Genomic DNA, 5,211 nt, shown 5'->3' with positions numbered 1-5,211 from the left:
TGGGATAAGGGTGAGGGATGGTGGATGTTGTTTTAGCTACATCATATTCACCTGCAAGCTCCTCTATTCGCTCAGAATCCCCTAACGAAAGTGGTCTTAGACGTAATCTTTTAGTTTCTAAAATCATAAACGAATGCCCCTCTTTCACTTTTAATTAATGGAGCATCTCTATGCACAACATGATGGTAATCTAACTCAAGGAAGTACATCGCTTTACTAAGGTTGTCATAAAAGAAAGGAACAAATTCTAACTCCTTAAATACATAGACTTCAATGGATTGATCTTCCCTTTTAAATGCTTCATTTATCCGGTGATTTCCATTGATACAGTAAGGTTTATTGTCCGTTAGATAATGGCTTTGAAGGACCATAACAGGATTTTTATGGTTAGGATTTATTTGTGTTTGATCTTGATTTAAATTGCCTTGGTCAACGGCATCAATAATCGTTGAAGGTGAGAAGCGGCTTGGCTCAAGGCGTTTTTTTTTAATCAGAGCAGTGGTTCCATCTATGTCTAGGGCATACTCAAACACGCCTGTTGGGTAGTCCGCATATAAGGAGAAGGTTTCTTGTCCAATAGGATGAATCACTGGGTACGTTTCCTTAACTAGCCGTTGGTCCAAGAGGTCTTTCCATGTTGACGCAATTTCAGCTCCTATCGCTGAATGTCCCTCCATTTCTTGAATACGCGATTTAATATGGGTAGAAGGATTAAAAACCCGTGATTTCTCTTCATACTCTTTAATTGTATGGACCATAAAGCATTCCCCTCATTCTCGATCTTTTTTCGACTTTAAGTATGCTCTTAATAAAAAGACAATCACTAAAGCAATCCCTGTTGCATAAAGAATAAATTCGGCTATGTAGTAAAACAAATCATTTTGCAAAGTTCTTGCCTCCTCTTACAACTTTTATTATCTAAATCTTACCATCTATCAAGGGATATGTGGGGGATGGGTTTTAAAAATCATAAAGCCACTACAACTTGGGGCATACTAAGGCTAAAATGATCCCTATGGTTGGAGGAATGTAAGGTGGAGACAAATGAGAATGTATTATCGATTTACGGCTTAGGTGGAATGCAGGAAATCGGCAAAAATATGTATGCGATTCAATATGGGAATGAGATCGTAGTCGTTGACTGTGGAAACAAGTTTCCGGATGAGAGCTTGTTAGGGATTGATTTGATCATTCCTGACATTCAGTACTTAGTTGAAAATCAGGATAAAGTGAAAGCGCTCATTGTGACTCATGGGCATGAAGACCATATCGGAGGCATTCCATTTTTCTTGAAAAAGTTAAATGTACCTGTCTATGCGACACGATTCACATTAGGATTAATTGAGTTGAAGTTAAAAGAACATAAACTTCTCAGAGAAACGGAATTGATAGAAATAAACGCTGATTCAAACGTTCAATTCGAGCAAATGAACGTTGAGTTTTTCAAGGTTAATCATAGTATTCCAGACTGTTTAGGGATTGTATTTCGCACACCAGAGGGCACGGTTGTACATACAGGCGATTTCAAATTCGACTTAACTCCGGTTAATGATCAACATTCGGATATTCATAGGATGGCGGAGATCGGCAAGGAAGGGGTCTTACTGTTACTATCTGAAAGCACAAATGCAGAACGTCCTGGCTTAACGCCATCAGAGCAAATGGTTGGTCATCATTTGGAAAAAGCATTTATCGATGCAGAAGGCAAAATCTTCGTATCCACCTTTGCTTCAAATGTGAGCCGTGTGCAACAAGTGATCCATGCAGCACAGAAAACGAATCGTAAGCTTGCCCTTGTCGGAAGGAGTATGGTGAATGTAATCGGGGTAGCAATTGAAAGAGGGTATGTAACGGTTCCTGAAGGGATGTTGATTGATCAACATAACATCAATGAACACGCTCCAGAGAAGGTAGTCATCCTCTGTACAGGCAGTCAAGGTGAACCAATGGCTGCGCTTTCCCGACTGGCGACTGGAAACTTCCGCGGAATTGATGTGTTGCCAGAGGACACGGTTATCTTAGCKGCTGGTCCTATTCCGGGGAATGAACGCAGTGTCACAACGATTGTCGATAACTTATATGCCCTTGGAGCTAATGTGATTTACGGATCAGGTGTGACAACAGGCATGCATGTGTCAGGTCATGGGTATCAAGAGGATTTGAAGCTAATGCTCAGTTTCATGCGACCGAAATACTTTATTCCGATACACGGGGAATACCGGATGTTAGTGCAACATCGCTTGTTAGCCGAAGCGGTCGGAGTGGAGCCGGGCCATACCTTCATCTTGAAAAATGGGGATGTTGTAGATGTTGCACAACAAGACGCACGTCAAACGAGGAAGATACCAGCTGGAAATACGTATGTAGACGGCGTTGGTGTCGGCGATGTCGGCAACCTCATTCTCCGAGATCGTAAACAACTTTCTGAGGACGGYATGCTTGTTGTAGTGTTAACGATGAGTAAAGCAAAAAAAGACCTGATTTCTGATCCGGATACGATTTCTCGTGGCTTTGTTTATGTAAGAGAGTCTGAGGAGCTCCTTAATGAAGTGAATCGTCGCATCAAACAGACGATYAACGAGCTAAAAGAGGAGAATAAAATGGAATGGAAAGCGATTAAACAACAAATCAAAAAGTCAGTTGGAGAATATGTATACTCTAAAACAAAGAGAAAGCCGATGATCGTCCCGATTATTATTGAGATTTAAAGAACATCAGAATCTCTCTCAAAAGGCACTGCTTCCATAAGAAGTAGTGCTTTTTTTCTGTTGGATTAAAATTGTAAACGAATTGAAACATTATCAATAGCTAAGACGGGTATCCATCAAATAAGATCACTACTGATTAAAACTAAATAATTGGAGGGATACACATGAGGTCATCAACAATGAATATGATAGTCGGATCAGCTCTATCAGCAGGCGGYGTTTTATTAGCAACAAAGGCTTATAAACAAAGACAGCAGGAATCGGCTAAAGCCATTGAAGATCGAGATACATGGGAAGCCGATCGTTTCGAAAGTGTAGATGCAGATAAAGTACCAGAAGAAAAGGGTCTTACTCAACTGGATTCCGCTCATAGAAATGATTGGATCGCAAATGGATTTCCACAGACCCATGAAGAACGGAGAAAGCTAGAAGAGGAAGCAAAATGGGTTGATTCTTACMCTCATAAAACGACCTAACATTCGATGAAGGAAGCTGCCAATTTAGGCAGCTTTTTTATATTTTGTCTATTCAGGTAGGAGCCTAATCGAGGTGAAGTTTTGTAATTGGAGTTGCATTCTCAATACATGSGCATATGATGCTTTATCAACCTTAAAAGGGGATGAACACTTTGCATGATGAAACAAACGGGAATTCATATCCTTATTACACGAATACAGGGGCCAAAAATGAGTACAGAACAGAGCAAGAAATGGCGGCTGAAACCTTACTTGTAGCCATGAAAAAAGAAGCTTCAGCGATTGACCTTTATAGCCGATTAGCCGATGCTGCACCAGATCTTGATCATCAAGAAAACCTTCTTTATGCATTAGAAGTAAAACAGGCACATTTGGATCATTTTACGAATCTTTATACGTACCTTACAGGAACAGAGCCTACCTATCAGATTCATCAGCTCTCTGTTGATAGCTATCAAGAAGGCTTGCAAAAAGCATATGRAATGGAAATAGAGGCTGTAAATGATTATCACAGAGCTAGCTTACTTCCACAGAATCCAGACGTGTATAATAGCTTTCTCTGGGCTTTAGAAGGTGAACAAGAAAATGCCGAACGACTAAGTTCATTACATGAAGACATCAGCCATCGAATACAAGATTACGGACCAGAGCCGTTCATCATTGATATTGAAGAGGTAACAAAGGAAAACACCAATTACCGAACTGCCTTATGGACAGGAGAACATTTGCAAATCACCTTAATGAGTATTGAGGTTGGGGGCGACATTGGCTTAGAAACGCATCCGAACCTTGATCAATTTATCAGGATTGAAGAAGGGCAAGGACTCGTGCAAATGGGCGATGCTCCAGATAATTTATATATTCAACAAGAGGTTTATGACGACTATGTGATTGTCATTCCTGCAGGTAAATGGCATAACTTAACGAATACAGGTGATACCCCAATTAAACTTTATTCAATTTATGCGCCGCCTGAACATCCATTTGGGACCGTTCACGAAACGAAAGAAATCGCGATGGCTGCTGAAGAAGATCATCATTATTAATCATCGCGTTTGTAGAGGAGAACACATCTAAAAAATGGTGTGTTCTTTTTTTAGGTTGATTATGTGGTGAAAAAGATAAAGGATTTTGTGTGATGGAATCGAATAATTCACATAATGGCTATAAAACGATGAAGGAGGGGAACGGTTATTTTAATGAAGAAGAATTTTGAGCAAAAGATCGTGAAAGGTGTACAGATGGGCCACGGAATGGTGTCTTTTAAAAATATTAAACTTAATGTCCATTGCTACTTCGTGGATGGTATTTTAATTGATACAGGAGCAAAGTCACTAGAAAAGCTGTTTAAGCCCTTTTTTAAGCAACTCGATATTGATAAAGTGGTCATCACTCATTTTCATGAAGACCATACAGGTTGCGCAGCCTTTTTACAAAAAGAGCGTAAGTTGCCAATCTTAATGGATGATACGATGCTCAATTATTGTATGAAGAAGGCAGATTATCCACTCTATCGCCAATTGTTTTGGGGCAAACGCAAACCATTTCGTGCAGAACCGATCGGTGAAGCCCTTCAATCCCGACATGCATCATGGCAAGTCATCAAAACCCCAGGCCATGCGATTGATCATCTTTCCTTTCTCWATAAGGAAACGGGGCAGCTTTTTACAGGAGATCTTTATTGCCAAGAAAAGACAAAGGTCGTCCTGAGGGAAGAGAATATGCCAGTGCTTATTGACTCTTTAAAGAGGGCCTTAACCTATGATTTTAATGAGGTGTTTTGTAGTCATGCAGGTCATTTGCAGAACGGACGATCAGCTTTGAAAAGGAAGCTCGATTACTTGCTAGATCTGCAAGGGACGATTCTAAACAAGTATGAAGAAGGGAAAACCCCTGAAGCCATTAATGCGGAATTGTTTCCAAAGAAATACCCGATAACCTTTTTTTCGTCTGGGGAATGGGATTCCATTCATATCGTTCGAACGGTTATTAATGAAAAAGATCCGTCACTAGCTTTATCATCAGGA

5 protein-coding genes and 1 pseudogene are annotated in these 5,211 nt (G+C 40.2%); 4 read left to right on the top strand and 2 right to left on the bottom strand.

Translation table 11 applies throughout. The features are described 5' to 3' along the window. Positions 1-127, bottom strand: a pseudogene (locus AB685_RS32220) (GNAT family N-acetyltransferase); the annotation flags it as partial. After that, entirely contained in the window at positions 111-758 is a 648-nt protein-coding gene (locus AB685_RS26110; protein WP_047973512.1) for a hypothetical protein, read from the bottom strand. The gene AB685_RS26110 and the pseudogene AB685_RS32220, both read right to left, overlap by 17 nt. Before the next feature lie 276 nt (positions 759-1,034). On the opposite strand from AB685_RS26110, the gene AB685_RS26105 reads away from it, so the two are divergent. The 4 genes from AB685_RS26105 to AB685_RS26090 form a co-directional block, all read left to right on the top strand. Next, entirely contained in the window at positions 1,035-2,708 is a 1,674-nt protein-coding gene (locus AB685_RS26105; RefSeq protein ID WP_047973511.1) for a ribonuclease J, read from the top strand. A 164-nt stretch (positions 2,709-2,872) separates the two neighbouring features. Next, positions 2,873-3,184: a hypothetical protein gene (locus AB685_RS26100; RefSeq protein WP_047973510.1), complete on the top strand. Its 312-nt coding sequence runs from the start codon at positions 2,873-2,875 to the stop codon at positions 3,182-3,184. Between the two features lie 143 nt (positions 3,185-3,327). Further along, positions 3,328-4,230 carry a cupin domain-containing protein gene (locus tag AB685_RS26095; protein ID WP_053073961.1) on the top strand — a complete coding sequence of 301 codons (903 nt, stop codon included), beginning with the start codon at positions 3,328-3,330 and terminating at the stop codon, positions 4,228-4,230. A 153-nt stretch (positions 4,231-4,383) separates the two neighbouring features. Further along, the coding region (locus AB685_RS26090; RefSeq protein ID WP_128755949.1) for an MBL fold metallo-hydrolase at positions 4,384-5,211 on the top strand (828 nt) is incomplete at its 3' end.

Source organism: Bacillus sp. LL01 (genome assembly GCF_001037965.1).
The sequence above is the reverse complement of the archived record's forward strand: the minus strand, read 5'-3'. Positions and strand labels throughout refer to the sequence as shown.

Coding starts and splice junctions, on each gene's coding strand:
- AB685_RS26110 (WP_047973512.1), bottom strand. CDS start 758: ATGGTCCATACAATTAAAGAGTATGAAGAGAAATCACGGGTTTTTAAT.